Annotated in this window: 19 protein-coding genes; 4 read left to right on the top strand and 15 right to left on the bottom strand. The window is 70.5% G+C overall.

Annotated elements, in window-relative coordinates; translation table 11 throughout:
- Positions 1 to 8: 8 nt before the first annotated feature.
- The 3 genes from ABGB18_RS18345 to ABGB18_RS18335 form a co-directional block, all read right to left on the bottom strand.
- Positions 9 to 638 carry a DUF624 domain-containing protein gene (locus ABGB18_RS18345; RefSeq protein WP_347696723.1) on the bottom strand — a complete coding sequence of 210 codons (630 nt, stop codon included), beginning with the start codon at positions 636 to 638 and terminating at the stop codon, positions 9 to 11.
- 415 nt (positions 639 to 1,053) lie between these two features.
- Entirely contained in the window at positions 1,054 to 2,073 is a 1,020-nt protein-coding gene (locus tag ABGB18_RS18340; RefSeq protein WP_347696722.1) for a LacI family DNA-binding transcriptional regulator, read from the bottom strand.
- 186 nt (positions 2,074 to 2,259) lie between these two features.
- Positions 2,260 to 2,835 carry a helix-turn-helix domain-containing protein gene (locus ABGB18_RS18335; RefSeq protein ID WP_347696721.1) on the bottom strand — a complete coding sequence of 192 codons (576 nt, stop codon included), beginning with the start codon at positions 2,833 to 2,835 and terminating at the stop codon, positions 2,260 to 2,262.
- A gap of 91 nt (positions 2,836 to 2,926) precedes the next feature.
- Between ABGB18_RS18335 and ABGB18_RS18330 the strand changes: the two genes are divergently transcribed.
- Positions 2,927 to 3,745: an NAD(P)H-binding protein gene (locus ABGB18_RS18330; RefSeq protein ID WP_347696720.1), complete on the top strand. Its 819-nt coding sequence runs from the start codon at positions 2,927 to 2,929 to the stop codon at positions 3,743 to 3,745.
- 83 nt (positions 3,746 to 3,828) lie between these two features.
- Here the strand turns inward: ABGB18_RS18330 and ABGB18_RS18325 are convergent, their stop codons facing one another.
- Positions 3,829 to 4,500, bottom strand: a complete 672-nt coding sequence (locus ABGB18_RS18325) for an acVLRF1 family peptidyl-tRNA hydrolase (RefSeq protein ID WP_347696719.1) — start codon at positions 4,498 to 4,500, stop codon at positions 3,829 to 3,831.
- A 188-nt stretch (positions 4,501 to 4,688) separates the two neighbouring features.
- Here ABGB18_RS18325 and ABGB18_RS18320 point away from each other — a divergent pair, with 188 nt between their 5' ends.
- Complete coding sequence (locus ABGB18_RS18320; RefSeq protein ID WP_347696718.1) at positions 4,689 to 5,714, top strand: EAL domain-containing protein; 1,026 nt, start codon at positions 4,689 to 4,691, stop codon at positions 5,712 to 5,714.
- A gap of 31 nt (positions 5,715 to 5,745) precedes the next feature.
- Positions 5,746 to 7,056 carry an aminotransferase class V-fold PLP-dependent enzyme gene (locus ABGB18_RS18315; RefSeq protein WP_347696717.1) on the top strand — a complete coding sequence of 437 codons (1,311 nt, stop codon included), beginning with the start codon at positions 5,746 to 5,748 and terminating at the stop codon, positions 7,054 to 7,056.
- A gap of 273 nt (positions 7,057 to 7,329) precedes the next feature.
- On the opposite strand, the gene hisG is transcribed toward ABGB18_RS18315, so the two are convergent.
- Positions 7,330 to 8,175: an ATP phosphoribosyltransferase gene (gene hisG / locus ABGB18_RS18310; protein WP_347696716.1), complete on the bottom strand. Its 846-nt coding sequence runs from the start codon at positions 8,173 to 8,175 to the stop codon at positions 7,330 to 7,332.
- 65 nt (positions 8,176 to 8,240) lie between these two features.
- Positions 8,241 to 8,504, bottom strand: coding sequence for a phosphoribosyl-ATP diphosphatase (locus ABGB18_RS18305; RefSeq protein WP_347696715.1), 264 nt, complete (start codon positions 8,502 to 8,504; stop codon positions 8,241 to 8,243).
- Positions 8,505 to 8,851: 347 nt separating this feature from the next.
- Between ABGB18_RS18305 and ABGB18_RS18300 the strand changes: the two genes are divergently transcribed.
- Positions 8,852 to 9,088 (top strand): hypothetical protein, encoded by a 237-nt coding sequence (locus ABGB18_RS18300; RefSeq protein WP_347696714.1) that lies wholly within the window; start codon positions 8,852 to 8,854, stop codon positions 9,086 to 9,088.
- A gap of 26 nt (positions 9,089 to 9,114) precedes the next feature.
- On the opposite strand, the gene ABGB18_RS18295 is transcribed toward ABGB18_RS18300, so the two are convergent.
- The 9 genes from ABGB18_RS18295 to ABGB18_RS18255 form a co-directional block, all read right to left on the bottom strand.
- Positions 9,115 to 10,980 (bottom strand): DEAD/DEAH box helicase, encoded by a 1,866-nt coding sequence (locus tag ABGB18_RS18295; RefSeq protein ID WP_347696713.1) that lies wholly within the window; start codon positions 10,978 to 10,980, stop codon positions 9,115 to 9,117.
- Positions 10,981 to 11,283: 303 nt separating this feature from the next.
- Positions 11,284 to 11,646 carry a metal-sulfur cluster assembly factor gene (locus tag ABGB18_RS18290; protein ID WP_347696712.1) on the bottom strand — a complete coding sequence of 121 codons (363 nt, stop codon included), beginning with the start codon at positions 11,644 to 11,646 and terminating at the stop codon, positions 11,284 to 11,286.
- A complete protein-coding gene (gene sufU, locus ABGB18_RS18285) occupies positions 11,643 to 12,083 on the bottom strand; it encodes a Fe-S cluster assembly sulfur transfer protein SufU (protein ID WP_347696711.1) in 441 nt (146 codons plus the stop codon). The genes ABGB18_RS18290 and sufU overlap by 4 nt, the downstream gene beginning before the upstream one ends.
- Before the next feature lie 2 nt (positions 12,084 to 12,085).
- Positions 12,086 to 13,342, bottom strand: coding sequence for a cysteine desulfurase (locus ABGB18_RS18280; protein WP_347696710.1), 1,257 nt, complete (start codon positions 13,340 to 13,342; stop codon positions 12,086 to 12,088).
- Positions 13,339 to 14,085 (bottom strand): Fe-S cluster assembly ATPase SufC, encoded by a 747-nt coding sequence (sufC, locus tag ABGB18_RS18275; RefSeq protein WP_347696709.1) that lies wholly within the window; start codon positions 14,083 to 14,085, stop codon positions 13,339 to 13,341. Before sufC ends, ABGB18_RS18280 begins: the two co-directional genes overlap by 4 nt.
- Positions 14,086 to 14,091: 6 nt before the next feature.
- Positions 14,092 to 14,409, bottom strand: a complete 318-nt coding sequence (locus tag ABGB18_RS18270) for a non-heme iron oxygenase ferredoxin subunit (RefSeq protein WP_347696708.1) — start codon at positions 14,407 to 14,409, stop codon at positions 14,092 to 14,094.
- A 66-nt stretch (positions 14,410 to 14,475) separates the two neighbouring features.
- Complete coding sequence (gene sufD / locus ABGB18_RS18265) at positions 14,476 to 15,597, bottom strand: Fe-S cluster assembly protein SufD (protein WP_347696707.1); 1,122 nt, start codon at positions 15,595 to 15,597, stop codon at positions 14,476 to 14,478.
- Complete coding sequence (gene sufB, locus ABGB18_RS18260; RefSeq protein WP_347696706.1) at positions 15,597 to 17,009, bottom strand: Fe-S cluster assembly protein SufB; 1,413 nt, start codon at positions 17,007 to 17,009, stop codon at positions 15,597 to 15,599. Before sufB ends, sufD begins: the two co-directional genes overlap by 1 nt.
- The gene (locus tag ABGB18_RS18255; RefSeq protein WP_347696705.1) at positions 17,006 to 17,704 is read right to left on the bottom strand and encodes a metalloregulator ArsR/SmtB family transcription factor; all 699 of its coding nucleotides are present in this window, start codon (positions 17,702 to 17,704) and stop codon (positions 17,006 to 17,008) included. The genes sufB and ABGB18_RS18255 overlap by 4 nt, the downstream gene beginning before the upstream one ends.
- Positions 17,705 to 17,723 lie beyond the last annotated feature (19 nt).

Below are 17,723 nucleotides of genomic sequence, written 5' to 3'. Positions count from 1 at the left end.
GGATGCGCTCATGAGTCCCCTTTCGAGTGCAGGCGCGCCTCGTTCTCCTGGAAGAAACGCAGGCCGAGCCACGTGTTGAGGTAGATCCAGGCACCGAAGCTGATCACCGGCGCGAGGACGGGCGCCGCCGAGGTCGCGTAGACGATGGCCGAGAGCGGCAACAGCAACAGCACGGTCGAGGCCGGGCGCACAAGCGCCAGCTGGGCCGCCTTGGGCCAGTAGGCCCACAGCGGCAGGTCGTAGTGCGCGTAGAGCGGGCCGACGTAGGCCCCCACGGCGGCCAGCGCGATCAGCGCCACGAAGGTGCCGATCCGCAAGGCCCCCACGCCCGGACCGAGGGCGGAGAAGTACAGGTAGTCGCCCACCAGCACGACGGCCGCCGCCGCTCCCGGCAGAACCAGCAACGACGCCCGGACGAACTCCCGCCGGTAGACGGTCCAGAATTCGCGCCAGACCTGAAACGTTTCATTACGGACATGCCGCCGAGCCAGCGTGTACGCGGCAACGGTGGCCGGCCCGAGCCCGAGCACCACTCCCCCAGCGAGGGTGAAGAGGATCCACATGAGGTTCAGGCGGACCGCCCAGATGAGCTCTGAGCAGGCAGCTTGAATCCTGATCGACATGGCGGGCTGGTTCATCCGGCGCCACTTTCTGGTGGTGTGTGCACGGATATGGGGGTGATGTGTTGCACCGTGGTTCCTGCCCCGTTACAAGCTAGTGAACGGCGGTTGGTGCGAAATTAGTGTTGAATCGACTCAAAGTCAATGACGCGACCCCACCTCGATTTCCACCTTCCATCGCCCGACACCCCAAATCCCCTCATTCAGCACCAAACCCCCCACCCCAAGCGCTCGCCTTTTCCAGCGGAGCGACCCCAGATGGTTGACGAACCCACCCACCCCCATCAGCCACTTCAGCACGGCCTTGACGCGCACGCGGGGCTACGGGACCGGGCGGCAGGGGGCGACACACGACCGGCGACGCACCGGGGTGACGACGCATGGGGTGGCTACGCACAGATGGCGAGGGTCGGGCGCGGGGCCCGAGGGCCGGTCAGGGCTGGCGGTGTGGGGCGCTGGACTCGCGTACCACCAGGTCGGGTTGGAAGATCACTTGCCGGTGCCGGTGCTGCTCGGGCTCGGCGACCTCCTCCAGCAGCAGGTCGATGGCCGTGCGCCCGAGCAGCTCCCGCGGCTGCCGGACCGACGACAGCGGCACCGCGGCCGCCGCCGCGAAGTCGATGTCGTCGTACCCGATGATGGCCAGGTCCTCCGGCACGCGCAGCCCGTGCGACGCCATCGCCTGCAAGAATCCCAGCGCCATCATGTCGTTGGCGCAGAAGGCCGCCGTGGGACGCTCGCCGGCGGGCAGCGCCGCCACGCGTTCACCGACGGCCCGGCCCTCGGCCACGGTCAGCGTGGGCGAGGTGGAGGTGAGCAGCTCGACGGCACCCTCGGCGGCGGCGACGGCGCCGCTGATGCCCGCGTGCCGGTCGGCCACCTGCCTGATCGACGGCGGCCCCCCGACGAACATGATCCGCCGATGCCCCCGCTCGATCAGATGGGCGCCGGCGATCTGCCCTCCGAGCCGGTCGTCGACGGCCACCGAGCACTGCAGCCCGGTGGCCGGGCTGTCGACCAGCACCACGGGCGTGCCCCGCGCGGCCAGCTCCTCCAGCCAGGGGCTCTCCATCTCGACCGGGGTGATCAGTATGCCCATGACGCGCTGCTGTTCGAGCTGGTCGAGGTGGCGGCGCTCGCGCCCGGGGTCACCGGCGCTGTTGCAGAGCACCACCATCGTCTCGTGGTCGTCGGCCACCGACTCGGCGCCCTGGGCCACGTCCACAAAAAAGGGGTTGGACACGTCGAGCACGACGAGACCGACCGTCCGGCTGCGCCCCACCCGCAGGTGGCGGGCCACCTCGTTGCGGACGAACCCCAGCTTCTTGATCGCTTCGAAGACGCGCTCGCGTGTGGCGGGGGAGACGATCTCCGGCCGATTGAGCACATTACTGACCGTCCCCACGGAGACACGCGCAAGCTGCGCGACCTCCTTGATGTTCCTGGTCGCCATCGATCCTCACGAGGCCGTGCTGCCGTATGTGCCTGAGCCGCTGCTCGCCGTGGTCCGCCGGAGGCGTCCACCACAGGGGCGTGAACCGCTGCCGGCCAGGGTGCCACAGAACGTGGCCCACTCCGAGTTCGCCCATCATAGCGGCATCCAAGATTTTATTGAATCGTCTCAACCATCGAGGCCCGGTCACGCGGCCGGAGTGGCGGCGCCGGCCTTCATGCCGTCGAGCATCAGGTGCAGGTATCGCGCGGGCTGCGAGGCCACCGGCTCGGGCAGCCGGTCGGGGTGGCAGGTGAAGACCTGGAGCAGGTGGATGAGGTCCGCCACGCCGACGTCGGCCCGCATGGAGCCCTCGGCCTGCGCACGGCGTACGAGCTCGTCGAACCGCCTCACCCACCCCTCCCGCGCCCGCGCGAACTCCTCCCGGTCCACGATCGCCTCCTCGGGCAGTACGGCCAGCGCCGTCGCGAGGGCGGCGCGACCCGGCGCGGCGGCCCAGGTGACGAAGTCCCAGATCGCGTTCCAGGCGTCGGCGCCGCTGCTCGCGGCCTCGTCGAGGGCCGCGGCCATCGTGTGGACGTAGTGGTCGCCGACGGCCGCGATCAGGGAGTCGCGGTCGGGGAAGCGGCGGTAGAGCGTGCCCACGCCGACTCCCGCGCGCTTGGCGATGGCCTCCATCGGCGCGCTGACGCCGCGCTCCGCCATGACCTCGGCCGCCGCGCTGACGATCTTGTCCAGGTTCCGCTTGGCATCAGCCCGCACGCGCCACCCCAAACTGGACGATTCGATTCCGCTTAGTGTAGCGTCCGGGAAACCGGAATCTGATATTCCGCTTAACTGGAGAGGAAACACCATGATCGTGATCACCGGCGCCACCGGCTCCATCGGACGGGCGCTCGTCGAACGGCTGCGCGGCCACGACGTGCTCGCCGTGGTCCGGCGACCCGCGGACGACCTGGGCTGCGACTACGCGCTGGGCGACCTCGACGATCCCGAGACGGTCGGCCGGCTGCTGTCGCCGGGCGACCGTCTCTTCCTCAACAGCTCGCTCTGGCCCGGCTTCGTACGGGCCCACCAAGCGGTGACGGACCTGGCCGCCCGGGCGGGGGTGGCGCAGGTGGTGGCGGTGTCGGTACGGGACGCCAGGCCGGGTGCGAAGCTGGGCGGCGGCATGCACGGCGAGGTCGACGCCCATCTCCGGAAGTCGGGCGTGCCCTGGTCGATCCTGCAGCCGACCGGTTTCATGCAGAACCTGCCGCGCGACGTCCGCGACGGCCACTTCTACGGCTCGTACGGTGCCGAGCCCGTCAACTACATCGACACCAGGGACGTCGCGGAGGTCGCGGCCGCCCTGCTGACCCGCCCCGTCGGCCCGTCCGGCGACCACGTCCTGACCGGCCCCGAGTCGTTGTCCCACGACCAGATCGCCGAAGCCCTCACCGCGGTTCTCGGCCGCGAGATCCGCTACGTCGACCTGCCCGTGCCGGAGATGACCGCGCACCTGGAACGCCAGGGCATCCCCCAACCGCACGCCGGCGATCTGGCCGAACTGATGGCCGCGACGGGCGACGGCCGCTGGGCGACCACCACGACCACGGTCGAGGACCTCACGGGCCGCCCACCCCGCCCCCTGACGGCATTCCTCACCGACCACAAGCACGCCTTCAACTGACACCACCTCCCCGCCGATGACCTGGGCCCCTCACGAGCTCGCACCGGGAGCACAGGGTGGGGTGGTGTCACGAGCGGGCCGCGTCACGAAGCGGGTGCGGAGGGTGGGTCCAGGACGCGGACGCGGATCGCGCGGAAGGTGGCCGGGGTGTCGCGGAGCACCGCCAGCCGCGGATCGGGCACCACCAGGAACGGCTCTCTCTCCAGCGCGAGCAGGGGTGCCAGCCGCCGATCCGCCCGCAGCCCGTCCACGGCCCGGCGGTCCCCGCCGAGCACCACCCCGTCCAGCTCCCCCAGGTACGGCGTCAGCACCCGCACCGCCGTCTGCACCGCGTCGTCGTACGCCTGCGCCGCCTGGTTGCGCCGCCGCCTGGCGAAGCGCTGCTGCGACCACCCGCCCGCCGCCGTACGTCCCTGCACCAGCCGCGACCCCACCTTGGAGGCCACCAGCGAGTCCCCGTGGAAGACGCCCGCCGCGTAACCCCCGAGCCGCACCAGGAACACTCCCACCCGCCGCTCCGCCCCGGCGTGGGCGACCAGCCGGGTGACGTGCGGCGGCCCGGGTGGCGCCATGGGCGGGAAGGGCACGTGCAACTCGGCCGTCGCCCCGTCGGCGGCGAGCAGCCGCACCACGTGGGCGTCCCCGGTCGCGGTGAAGGGACCGTGACGCACGGCGAACCCGTCGATCCAGGGATGCACGCGCTCCGGCGGCACCGTGACCCACCGACCGCCGCCTCTGGCCGGACGCGCACTCATGCACCGAAGGCTAAACCAGCCCGGGAGGACGTGCGCTCGCCCCTCGGAGGGGCGAGCAGTCCCGTCGGGTTGGGGAGCGGTCTGGCGAAAGCCCTGTACGCCACAACATCGCCAAATAAAACGAAATGTGGGTGAACTTCCCTTCAAGCCACTTCTGCCACGCCCGTGGCACCCGGAAACATCTATATGTGTCCTCCCTGCTCACGAGCCCCATGGTGGATCTCGACACCGGGGCCGTCATCGCCCAGCCGGCCGTCGTGGACTCCGCCGGCACGCTCCGGGCAGGCCGCCTGCCCATGGTGCTGGAGCTCCCCATCGGGGTCGTGCTCTCCGGCGCGGGCGCCCTCGCCCCGCTCCATGAAGCCCTCAGAAGGGCCGGACGGCATCCGCGCGAGGCGATCCTGCTCCTGACTGGACCGTGCCAAGAACAAGACAGGCCGTTGTTGAGAGTGGGGCTCGACAGCCTGCGCACGATCGGCTACCTCATCGGTTTCGCCGACGTGGGCACCCGGGGCGTGTCCGCGGACCTGGCCTCCGGCGCGAGCCCGTACCTGCTGGCCCTCGACCCCGAACTGGTCACCCGCATCCCCGGCGACTACCGGGCCGCGGCGGTGGCCCGGGCGGTGGTGACGCTGGCCCGCGGCATCGGCGCCCACGTGCTCGCCCCCGGCGTCGAACGCGAGCCGCAGGTCGCCGTGGCCCGCGGCCTCGGCGTACGCCTGGCGCACGGCCCCCTGCTGGCCCCCGGCCCCGACGGAAAGGTACGCGTGCCGCTCCCCATCGCCGACGAGTCACCGGCCGTGGCGATGCTCGGCCCCCGCGTCCAGGAGCTGCTGATCCCCGCCGTGACCCTGCCGGAGGAGGCGAAGGCGGAGGAGGTGGTCGAGGCGTTCGGCCACGAGCCCACGATCACCAGCGTGATCCTGGTGGACGAGTACCAGCGGCCGAAGGGCAGCCTGGACCGCAGCCGGTTCCTGCTGTCGTTCGCGGCCCGCTACGGTCACGCGCTGCACGGCTCGAAGCCGGCGCAGCGGCTGGCCGACCCGCCGCGCACGGTGCCGCGCACCACCCCGGCCGTGGCGGCGATGCAGGCGGCCAGCCGGGACTCGGCCCGTGTCTACGACGACCTGGTGGTGACCGACGAGATGAACCGCTGCCTGGGCATCGTCCGCGTCTCCGACCTGATCAGGCAGGTGGCCGCGATCAGGAGCTGACGGGGCGCGGCGCCCGGGGTAGGAAGAAGGCATGCATCTGGACAGAAGATCCCTGCTCGGTGCCGGGATGCTGGCCGGGGTGGCGGCCTGCACCTCCTCGGCTCCCGCGCCCGCCGGCCCGGCACCCTCGCCGTCGCCCGCGGGCGCCGCCTTCGTCCCGGGGGACTGGGCGTCGGTACGCGCCCAGTTCACGCTGGATCCCGCGTACGGGCAGTTCGCGGCCTTCGTCCTGGCCCCCGCACCCGCGCCGGTCCGCGAGGCGATCAGACTGCACCGTGACGCCCTCGACGCCGACCCCGAGTACACCCCGCCCAGCGGCCGGACCCCCGACCAGCCGGTGCTCGAAGCGGCCGCCCGCTACCTGGGCGGCCGGTCGGGCGACATCGCGCTGACCGACAGCACCACGATGGGCCTGGGCCTGCTCTACTCCGGCATCAGGCTGCGCCCCGGCCAGGACGTGCTGACCACCGAGCACGACTTCCTGGCCACCCACGAGGGGCTGCGGCTGCTGGCCGGGCGCACGGGGGCGAAGGTGCGCCGGGTCAGGCTGTACGACGACCCGGCCCGGGCCACGGCCGACCAGATGGCCGAAGCGATCAGAAAGGGGCTCGGCCCGCGCACCCGGGTCGTGGCCGTCACCTGGGTGCACTCCAGCACCGGCGTACGCGTGCCGGTCCGCGCCATCGCCGACGTGCTGGCCGAGGCCAACCGTGGCCGCGACGAGCACGACAGGGCGCTGCTGTGCGTGGACGGGGTGCACGGGTTCGGCGCGCTGGCCGACGGGATGACGGACCTCGGCTGCGACTTCCTGGCCAGCGGCACGCACAAGTGGCTGTTCGGGCCGCGCGGCACCGGCATCGTGTGGGGCCGCGCCTGGGACGCCCTCGCCCCGATCGTGCCCAGCTTCAGCGACGCCTCGTTCAATGCCTGGCTGGACGGCGGGACGCCGGGCACCAGCACGGCCGCACTGGTGACGCCCGGTGGCTACAAGGCTTTTGAGCACCGGTGGGCGATGACCCAGGCGTTCGGGTTCATGATGGCGATCGGCAAGGACCGCGTCCAGCAGCGTACGCAGGAGCTGGCCACCCGGCTCAAGGCGGGGCTGGCGGAGATCCCGCGGGTCACCCTGGCCACCCCGACGGCGCCGGAGCTGTCGGCCGGGCTGGTGTGCTGCTCGGTGACCGGCCTGTCGCCGTTGGAGGCGGTCCAGCGGCTGCACGAGCACAAGGTGAAGGCGAGCGTGACGCCGTACAGTCCGTCGCTGTTGCGGTTCGGGACGAGCATCGTGACCACTCCCGAGCAGGTGGACGCGGCGATCAGCGCGATGAAGGCCCTGGCATGAACTGGGCCGAGCCGTAGCGGCCGCTGATCACCACCCGCGCGCGCCTATGTCCGTCGGAGGTGGCGTTGGCTGGCCGCGAGCGCTCTCCTGAGTCCGGGATCGCGTCGCCGGCCAACCGGCCGTTCCCGGCGCGGGCGGCGGGAGACCCCCGCGGCCCAGCGCCGGTTCCCTGCTCCAGCATGTTCCGCATCCGCCTGGCCTCACCGGCAGGCGACCGATTCATCACATAAGGTGCCGGTATGCCCGCGCGCCCGGTGGCCTGGCGGGCAGATCTCACAGGCGGCAGGCGTAGATGTCGGTGACCAGAATGGCTCTTGCGCCGATCTCCCAGAGCTGGTCCATCACGTGCTGGTGGCCCTTGCGCCGGACCATGACGCGCACGGCCACCCAGCCCTCGCGGTGCAGCGGCGAGACCGTGGGGCCCTCCATGCCGGGCGTGATCCCGATGGCCTCGTCGATCCGCTCGACGCGGATGTCGTAGTCCATCATGACGAAGTCGCGGGCGTGCACGACGCCCTGGAAGCGGCGGACGAGCTGCTCGATGCCGGGGGTGTCGGGCGCGCTCTGCCGCTTGATCAGCACGCCCTCCGACTTCATGATCGGGTCGCCGAACACGTCCAGGCCGACATTGCGCAGCGTGGTGCCGGTCTCCACGACGTCGGCGACGGCGTCGGCCACGCCGAGCCTGATGGCGGTCTCGACGGCACCGTCCAGCTTGATCACGCGGGCGTCCACGCCCTGCTCGGACAGGTATTTCTCGAGCAGGCCGGTGTAGGAGGTGGCGACGCGCAGCCCGCTGAGGTCCTTGACCGAGGACATCGTGCCGGCCTTGGCGGCCAGGCGGAAGGTGGAGGCGCCGAACCCGAGCGACATGATCTCCTCGACCGGGGCGCCGGAGTCGACCAGCATGTCCCTGCCGGTGATGCCGGCGTCGAGCGTGCCCTCCCCGACGTAGACGGCGATGTCGCGGGGGCGCAGGAAGAACAGCTCGCAGCCGCTCTCCTGGTCGACGACGACCAGCTCCTTGCTGTCCCTGCGGGGCCGATAGCCGGCTTCTTTGAGCATGCTCTGGGCGGCTTCGCTGAGCGCGCCCTTGTTCGGTACTGCCAGACGCAGCATGTCAGGTCCTTAGATTCTCGCTGGTGCTTCTCCAGGGGGGCATGGCTGGTGGGGCGCTCGGCGCCCTAGAGATGCTTGTAGACCTGCTCGAGCCCGATGCCCTTGGCGATCATGAGCACCTGCACGTGGTAGAGGAGCTGGGAGATCTCCTCGGCTGCCCTGTCGTCCGACTCGTGCTCGGCCGCCATCCAGGACTCGGCGGCCTCTTCGACGACCTTCTTGCCGATGGCATGGACACCGGCGTCGAGCGCGGCCACGGTGCCCGAGCCGGCGGGCCGGGTCCGGGCCTTCTCTGACAGCTCGGCGAACAGCTCTTCGAAGGTCTTCATGGTCTCTCTCGCAGGTTGGCTGACGTGCGGTGTCAAGCCTAGTCTGCGCGAGAGGATGACCCCACCCCGCGTCCGCCACGCGAGACGGCGGCGATTCACAGCTCGGGACAACAGCGCAGAACGGCGGCACGGTGGCGGGTCCTGGGGACGGCGAACACGGCATGGGAGAAGAAGATCGCGGGACGGGCGGCGCGGGCGGCGGGGCGCGAGCTGGAGCCGGAATCCTCCGATCACCCCGCCGCGCGGCGGGTGTCCCGGCCACATGATCGCCCGGCGGCGTTGGCGCGGCGGGCGGCGCTGATACGGTTCAGCGGAACGCCGCGGGCGGAGAGGAGCACGGGGTGGTGATGAGGCCGACGATCGCCGACATCGCCAAGCGGGCCGGCGATCCCCGGGTGCCGGTGGTCGAGCGGCTCGGCATGCCGGCGGTGATGATCGGCCACCCGTCGGGCGCCGGCTCCGCGCGGCCGCGCCACCACGACGGCAGGGCACGAGAGCCCGCTACGACGGACTGTGCGGCCGTACGCGAACGCGACTGCCCGCCGCGCCTCGTCCCGGACGAGGCGCGGCGGGCAGTCAGTTGAGCCGAAGCGGCCGGGGAGGGCCGGTGTCAGCGCTCGAAGCGGCGGCCCGAGGAGTTGCGGCGGTAGCCGCCGGTGCCGCGGTCGTCCGTACGGCCGCCGCCGGAACGGTAGCCATCGCGGGGCGCGCGGTCGTCGGAGCGGTAGCCGCGGTCGTTGGGGCGGTCGCGGTCACCCGAGAACGGGCGGCCACGGTCGCCGGCGAAACGGCCGCCGCGCCGGTCGTCCTGCCGGTAGGGGCGCTCGTCGGAGCGGTAACCGCCCCGCTGGTCGTCCTGCCGGTACGGCCGCTCGTCGGAGCGGTAACCGCCGCGCGGCCGGCTGTCCCGGCGGCGGTCGTCGCCGACCGGGCGCGGCTCCTGCCCGGAGCGCCCGAACGGCCGCTCGCCCTCGGCGTGCCGCCGCGCCCCGAACCCGTGCTCCCCGTCCTCGTGCCGCCGGGGACGGCGCTCGCCGTCGAACTCGCGACGCGGCCGCCGCTCCTCACCGGAACCGGAACCGGAACCGGACCCGGACCCGGAGCCCGACCCGAACGGCCGCTCACCGCCCTCGTGACGGCGCGGACGCCGCTCGCCGTCGAAGTCGCGGCGCCCGCGGCGACCACCGCGGCGCTCGGAGGACCCGCCGTCGCGGCGCGGCCGCAGCGGCTTGCGGACGTCCGGCTCCCAGACGGGGATGGCCTCGCCGCTCGGCATGCGGGCCCCCGTCACCTCGGCGACCCGCGGGTGACCGGGGGTGGCCTTCAGCCGGAACGGGTGGATCCCGGCGCGCCGGGTGAGCGCGTCGGTCGAGCGGCGCTCGTTGGGCAGCACCAGCGTGACGACGGTGCCCTTCTCCCCGGCGCGGGCCGTACGCCCGCCCCGGTGCAGGTAGCTCTTGTGGTCCTGGGGCGGGTCCACGTGCAGCACCAGGCTGATGTTGTCCACGTGGATGCCGCGGGCCGCGACGTCGGTGCAGACCAGCACGTTGATCGCGCCCTCGCGGAACTCCGCGAGGATGCGGGTGCGCTGGTTCTGGCGCTTGCCGCCGTGCAGGCCGCCCGACTTCACGCCGACCCTGGCCAGTTGCTTGCACAGCCGGTCCACGCCGTGCTGGGTGCGCACGAAGATGATCGTACGGCCCTCGCGGTTGGCGATCTCGGCCGCGACGTCGAACTTGTCGTCGCGCGAGACCTGCATCACGTGGTGCTCCATGGTGTCGACCGGCGAGGTCGCCGGGGCCACGGAGTGCGTGATCGGGTCCTTGAGGAAGCGCTGCACCAGCTTGTCCACGTCGCCGTCGAGCGTGGCGGAGAACAGCAGCCGCTGCCCGTCGGCCGGGGTCTGCGCGAGCAGGTCGGTGACGACGGGGAAGAAGCCGAGGTCGCACATGTGGTCGGCCTCGTCCAGGACGCTGATCTCGACCTCGGCCAGCGAGCACTCGCCCTGCCTGATGAGGTCGCCGAGGCGGCCGGGGGTGGCGATGACGAGGTCGACACCACGCCGCAGGGCCTCGATCTGCTTGCCCATGGACATGCCGCCGACGACGACCTTCATACGCAGCCCCAGGCCGCGGCCCAGCGGCTCCAGCGCGTCGTGCACCTGGAGCGCGAGCTCGCGGGTGGGCACGAGAATCATCGCGCGGGGCCGTCCCGGGGCGGGCTTCACGCCCGCGAGGCGGGCCAGCGTGGGCAGGCCGAAGGCGAGGGTCTTGCCGGAGCCGGTCTGGCCGCGGCCGAGCACGTCGCCGCCGGCCAGCACGTCGGGGATGGTCGCGCTCTGGATCGGGAAGGGGCTGTCGATGCCCTGCCTGGCCAGTCCGTTGACGAGCGGCTTGGGCAGGCCCAGCAGCTCGAACTCGGAGGGGCCCGGTTCGGGGGAGACCTCGCTGAGCGAGGGCAGGACAGCGTCAAGCATGGTCACGAAAGTCGTGCCTTTCCGTCGAAGTGGCGCGTCACTTCTGCGAAAGGACGAGCCGGAACGTACGGCGCGCGCCGTACACGTGCAGGGGCACCCGCCGTCGGGGCGGGATCAAAAAATGAGGGGGATGCACCGGGCACCGGCCGCAGGCGGCGCGTGACGCGCGATGAGACGTCAGGTGCATCAACTGCCAACTCGGGGATGTTATCGGATATTCCCCGGACAGGTCCGGACCTTCCGAGACCCTCGCTGGCACGCTGAAACGGCCGACGTCTTACGCCAGCCGTACAGCGGAAAAGATCAGACGTTGAATCCTAGCATACGGAGCTGGTCACGGCCCTCGTCGGTGATCTTGTCCGGGCCCCACGGCGGCAGCCACACCCAGTTGATCTTGACATCGGACACCATGCCGTCGAGCGCGGAGTGCGCCTGGTCCTCGATGACATCGGTCAGCGGGCAGGCCGCGCTGGTCAGCGTCATGTCGATGGTGGCCACGGGCTGGGCGCCGTCGGCCGGGTCGAGGTTGAGCCCGTAGATCAGGCCGAGGTCCACGACGTTGATGCCGAGCTCGGGGTCGACGACGTCCTTGAGCGCCTCCATGACCTCCTCGACGCTCGTCTCACCGTCGAAGCCCGCGGTCGGGGTCTCCACTGGCTTGCTCATCGGACTGCACTCCTCACAACAGCGTCCTTGTAGGCCATCCAAGAAAGCAACGCGCATTTCACGCGCGCCGGGAACTTGGCCACGCCCGCGAACGCGACCGCGTCGCCGAGCACCTCCTCGTCGGCCGCCACCTGGCCCCTGCCCTGCATGAGCCGGGTGAACTCGTCCACCACGGAGAGCGTCTGCTCGACCGTCGAGCCGGTGGTCAGCTCGTGCAGCACCGAGGCGGCGGCCTGGCTGATCGAACAGCCCTGGCCTTCGTAGGAGACGTCGAGAACCTTGCCGGCGTCGTCCACCTTGACCCTGAGCGTGATCTCGTCGCCGCACGTCGGGTTCACGTGGTGGACCTCGGCGTCGTACGGCTCGCGCAGCCCCCGCCCCTGCGGGTGCTTGTAGTGCTCCAGGATCAGCTCCTGGTACATCGACTCGCCGATCATGGCTATGCGAACACCTTCTGAACGTGGTGGAGACCGCGCACCAGGGCATCGATCTCGCCCGTGGTGTTGTACAGATAGAACGACGCCCGGGTTGTCGCCGGTATTCCGAAACGCAGGTGCAGCGGGCGCGCGCAGTGGTGCCCGACGCGTACGGCGACGCCGAACTGGTCGTCCAGGATCTGCCCCACGTCGTGCGGATGTATGCCCTCCAGCGTGAACGACAGCGTGCCCCCGCGCCCCTCCAGGGAGTCCGGGCCGATGATCCGCAGGGTGGGCACCTCGCGCAGGGCCTCCAGCGCGTAGGCCGTCAGCGTGCGCTCGTGCGCCTCGATGACCTCCATGCCGACGTCGTTGAGGTAGTCGACGGCCGCGCCGAGCCCGATGGCCTCGACGATGGGCGGCGTGCCCGCCTCGAACTTGTGCGGCACCGGCGCGTACGTCGAGTGGTCCATCCAGACCGCCTCGATCATCTCGCCGCCGCCCAGGAAGGGAGGCATGGCCTCCAGCAGCTCGGCCCTGCCCCACAGGACGCCGATGCCGGACGGGCCGAGCATCTTGTGACCGGTGAAGGCCACGAAATCGGCGCCCAGCTCGGCCACGTTGACCGGGTGGTGCGGCACCGACTGGGACGCGTCGAGCATGATCAGCGCGCCCACCCGGTGGGCCAGGGCGGCCACCTCGGTGACCGGGTTGACGGTGCCGAGCACGTTGGACTGGTGGGCGATCGAGACGATCTTCGTCCGCTCGGTGATCATCGCCGGGTCGAGGTCGAGCCGGCCCTCCTCGGTGACGCCGTACCACTTCAGCGTCGCGCCCGTGCGCTGCGCGAGCAGCTGCCAGGGGACCAGGTTGGAGTGGTGCTCCATCTCGGAGATGACGATCTCGTCGCCGGGCCCGAGGGTGAAGCGCGGGTCAGTGTTGGCTGGGTTGCCGAAGGAGTAGGCGACCAGGTTGAGCGCCTCGGAGGCGTTCTTCGTGAAGACGATCTCGTCGCGCGACGGCGCCCCGACGAAGGTCGCGATCCTGTCACGGGCGCTCTCGTAGGCCTCGGTCGATTCGGCGCCGAGCACGTGCATGGCCCGTCCGACGTTGCTGTAGTGCAGCGCCAGGTGCTCGCGCATGGTCTCGATGACCTGGCTGGGCTTCTGCGAGGAGTTGCCCGAGTCGAGATAGACGAGCGGACGCCCGTCGGGCAGCTCGCGAGAGAAGACCGGGAAATCCTTCCTGATCTTCTCCACGTCCAAGCTGGAGGAAGTCATGCAGTCGCCTTCGTGTACTGCTCGTAGCCCTCGGCCTCGAGCTTCTCGGCCAATTCGGGCCCGCCCTCCTCGACGATCCGCCCGCCCGCGAAGACATGCACGAAGTCGGGCTTCACGTAGCGCAGGATGCGGGTGTAGTGCGTGATCAGCAGCACGCCGGTCTCGCCGGAGGCGCGGAAGCGGTTGATGCCCTCCGACACCACGCGCAGCGCGTCGACGTCGAGGCCGGAGTCGGTCTCGTCGAGCACCGCGATCTTCGGCTTGAGCAATTCGAGCTGGAGGATCTCGTGACGCTTCTTCTCGCCGCCGGAGAACCCCTCGTTGAGGTTGCGCTGGGCGAAGGCGGAGTCGATGGACAGCGCGTCCATGCCGTTCTTGAGGTCCTTGGCGAACTCGCGCAGCTTGGGCGCCTCGCCGCGGACGGACGTGACGGCCGAGCGCAGGAAGTTCGAGACCGACACGCCGGGGACCTCGACCGGATACTGCATGGCCAGGAACAGGCCCGCGCGGGCCCGCTCGTCCACGGACAGCTCCAGCAGGTCCACGCCGTCGAGCAGCACCTGGCCGCCGGTGATCGTGTATTTGGGGTGGCCGGCGACGGCGTAGGCGAGGGTCGACTTGCCCGAGCCGTTCGGGCCCATGATGGCGTGGGTCTGGCCGGACCGCACGGTCAGGTCGACGCCGCGCAGGATTTCCTTGTCCTCGACGGCGACGTGCAGGTCACGGATCTCTAGAGTGGACATGATTGCTTACGACTCCTTCGAGAGCGAGACGAGGACGTCGTCGCCGTCGATCTTGACTGTGTAGACGTTCACGGGCCTGGTCGCGGGCGGTCCGGTGGGCTTGCCGGAGCGGATGTCGAAGCACGAGCCGTGCAGCCAGCACTCCAGGGTGCCGTCGTAGACCTCGCCCTCGCTCAGCTTCACCTCGGCGTGGGAGCACACGTCGTGCAGCGCGAACACCTCGTCGCCCTTGCGGACGAGGGCCACGGGCGTCTCGCCGATCTCCACCCCGAGCGCTCCACCGTCGGGGATGTCGGCGAGACGGCACACTTTCTCGTAGGTCATGAGTCGCTCACCACTCCTCAATCGCCACGCGGGCCGCCGCGCTCACCGCGTCGAGTTCTGTCCTGGTCATCGTGCGAGTTCAGCCTCCACCGCGCTCAGCACGCGCTCGCGGATCTCCTCGATCTGGATCTTCTCGATGAGCTGGCCGAGGAAGCCCCTGATGACCAGGCGGCGGGCCTCGTCGTAGGGGATGCCGCGGGCCTGGAGGTAGAAGATGTGCTCGTCGTCGAGGCGGCCCGAGGCGGAGGCGTGCCCCGCGCCCGCGACCTCGCCGGTGAGGATCTCCAGGTTGGGCACCGAGTCGGCGCGGGCGCCGTCGGTGAGGATGAGGTTGCGGTTGAGCTCGTAGGTGTCGGTGCCCTCGGCCTCGACCCTGATGATCACGTCGCCGATCCAGACGGCGTGCGCCTCCTCGCCCTGCAGGGCGCCGCGGTAGTCGACGTTGCTCTTGCAGTTGGGCTGCGAGTGGTCGACCAGCAGGCGGTGCTCCAGGTGCTGCCCGGCGTCCACGAAGTAGACGCCCGACATGTCGGCGTCGCCGCCGGGGGCGGTGTAGGAGACGTTGGGCGACAGGCGTACGAGGTCGCCGCCGAGCGTCACCACGAAGCTGCGGAACGTCGCGTCCTTGGCGAGCTCGGCGTGGTGGTGCGAGACGTGGACGGCGTCGTCCTCCCAGTCCTGCAGGCTCACGACCCGGAGCGTGGCGCCCTCGCCGACCACGAACTCGATGTTGTCGGCGTAGACCGCGCTGCCCCGGTGGTCGAGCACGAGCACGGCCTCGGCCAGCGGCTCCACCTTGACCACGATGTGCCCGTAGGCGGCACCCGCGCCGGAACCGGTCAGCGTCAGGACGGTCGGCTTGGACGTGACGGCCTCGCGCGGCACCGTCACGACGGTGGCCTTCTCGAAGCTCTGCCACGCCTGGGCGCTCACCCGGTCGGTCGGCACGAACGCCTTGCCGAGGCGGGCGTCGTCGCGGCCCACCGTCTCGACGGTGACCTCGGGGGCCGCGTCGACATCGAGCCGGACGCTGCCCGCCGGCTCGGCCTTGCCGTTGTGCAGGCCCTTCAGGCGCGAGAGCGGCGTGAACCGCCACGCCTCCTCGCGCCCGGTCGGGACCTCGAAGTCGCCCAGGTCGAAGGAGGCCTTCTCGTGCAGGGTCGAGAGGGGCTTCTCGTTCAGGCCCATCAGCCGACGGCTCCTTCCATCTGCAGCTCGATCAGCCGGTTGAGCTCAAGGGCGTATTCCATGGGCAGCTCGCGCGCGATCGGCTCCACGAAGCCGCGCACGATCATCGCCATCGCCTCGTCCTCGTCGAGCCCGCGGCTCATGAGGTAGAAGAGCTGGTCCTCGCTGACCTTGGAGACCGTGGCCTCGTGCCCCATCTTGACGTCGTCCTCGCGGACGTCGACGTAGGGGTAGGTGTCGGAGCGGCTGACCTGGTCGACCAGCAGGGCGTCGCACTTGACGGTGCTGGCGCTGCCGTGGGCGCCCTCCTCGATCTGCACGAGACCGCGGTAGGAGGTGCGACCGCCGCCGCGCGCCACCGACTTGGAGATGACGCTGGAGCTGGTGTGCGGGGCCAGGTGCACCATCTTGGAGCCGGCGTCCTGGTGCTGGCCCTCGCCCGCGAACGCGACGCTCAGCGTCTCGCCCTTGGCGTGCGGGCCCATCAGGTAGACGGCCGGGTATTTCATCGTGACCTTGGAACCGATGTTGCCGTCGATCCACTCCATGGTCGCGCCCTCGTAGGCCACGGCGCGCTTGGTGACCAGGTTGTAGACATTGTTGGACCAGTTTTGGATGGTCGTGTAGCGGCAGCGGGCGTTCTTCTTCACGATGATCTCGACGACGGCGCTGTGCAGCGAGTCGCTGGAGTAGATCGGCGCGGTGCAGCCCTCGACGTAATGGACGTAGCTGTTCTCGTCCACGATGATCAGGGTCCGCTCGAACTGGCCCATGTTCTCGGTGTTGATCCGGAAGTAGGCCTGCAGCGGGATCTCGACCTCGACGTTCGGCGGCACGTAGATGAACGAGCCACCGGACCACACGGAAGTGTTGAGCGCGGCGAACTTGTTGTCGCCGACCGGGATGACGGAGCCGAAGTATTCCTTGAAGATCTCCTCGTGCTCCTTCAGGCCCGTGTCGGTGTCGACGAAGATGACACCCTTCTCCTCGAGGTCCTCACGGATCTTGTGGTAGACGACCTCGGACTCGTACTGGGCCGCGACGCCGGCGATGAGGCGCTGCTTCTCCGCCTCCGGGATGCCGAGCTTGTCGTAGGTGCTCTTGATGTCCGCGGGCAGCTCGTCCCAGGAAGCGGCCTGCTTCTCGGTGGAGCGCACGAAGTATTTGATGTTGTCGAAGTCGATGCCGGTGAGGTCGGAGCCCCAGGTGGGCAGCGGCTTGCGGTCGAACAGGCGGAGGCCCTTCAGGCGAAGGTCGAGCATCCACTCCGGCTCGTTCTTGAGCGCGGAGATGTTGCGGACGACCTCCTCGGACAGGCCTCGCTGGGCCGCCGCACCCGCGGCGTCCGGGTCGGCCCAGCCGAACTTGTAATTTCCCAGGCCTTCCAGCTCCGGGCGGTCGGTGACAGTCACCTTCCGGTCTCCTTGCTCTTGTCTCTATGTGCGGATTCGCCCAAACTCTGCGGGCTCACATGTGTCGTGCAGACCCCGTCGCCGTGGGCGATCGTGGCCAGGCGCTGCACCGGGGTGCCGAGCAGTTGCGCGAACGCCTCCGTCTCGGCCTCGCAGAGCTGCGGGAACTCCGCAGCCGCGTGGGCCACCGGGCAGTGGTGCTGGCAGAGCTGGTCGCCGCCCGACTTGGCCTTGCTGGCCGAGGCGGCATACCCCTCCGCCGACAGCGCCTGCGCCAGCACCTGCACGCGCTGGTCCGCGGGCACCGTCCGCATGACCGGCTCCAGCCGCCGCGACAGGCTGGAGACCTGCTCGCGGGCGAAGTCGGACACCGCTTCTCGCCCCATGCGCTCGGCCAGGAACCGCAGCGCGCTCCCGGCCAGGTCGTCATAGGCGTGCTCGAAGGCACTGCGGCCCGCATCGGTGATCGCGAACAGCTTGGCGGGCCGCCCGCGTCCGCGCTGACCGCGCGGGCGCACCGTGCGAGGCTCTATCATCCCGTCAGCCAGCAGCGCGTCGAGATGGCGGCGGACGGCGGCGGACGTCAGCCCGAGCCGCTCGCCCAGCGCGGCGGCCGCGACGGGACCATGCTCAAGGATCAGCCTGGCCACGCGGGCGCGGGTGCTGCGCTCGCTACCAGGATCGATCGACGGCATGTTTTTCACAACATCAGTG

The organism is Nonomuraea sp. B12E4 (assembly GCF_039871825.1).
Taxonomy (GTDB): Bacteria; Actinomycetota; Actinomycetes; order Streptosporangiales; family Streptosporangiaceae; genus Nonomuraea.
Note: the sequence above shows the minus strand (reverse complement) of the source record. Positions and strands in the feature narration are given on the sequence as shown.